This window comes from Phycicoccus jejuensis (genome assembly GCF_000720925.1).
GTDB classification, from domain to species: Bacteria; Actinomycetota; Actinomycetes; order Actinomycetales; family Dermatophilaceae; genus Phycicoccus; species Phycicoccus jejuensis.
Genome location: NZ_JOEE01000088.1, coordinates 1 through 236 on the forward strand (window position 1 = coordinate 1; position 236 = coordinate 236).

Below are 236 nucleotides of genomic sequence, written 5' to 3' on the forward strand. Positions count from 1 at the left end.
CCGCGCCGGACCGGTTGTGGGTCGCCGACATCACGTACGTCTCGACCTGGTCAGGGTGGGTGTACGTCGCGTTCGTCGTCGACGCCTACGCCCGCCGCAACCTGGGGTGGCGCACCGGCACCAGCCTGAGCACCGACCTGGTCCTGGACGCCCTCGAGCAGGCCATCTGGACCCGGCAACGCACCGGCGCCGACCTCGGATCCGTTGTGGCACACAGCGACCGAGGCAGCCAGTAC

At 70.3% G+C, this 236-nt stretch carries 1 protein-coding gene; it reads left to right on the forward strand.

The window, feature by feature from the left end; all coding sequences use genetic code 11:
• Window positions 1–236: DDE-type integrase/transposase/recombinase (locus IG69_RS0119730; RefSeq protein WP_030529860.1), on the forward strand; the 236-nt coding region annotated here is incomplete at both ends.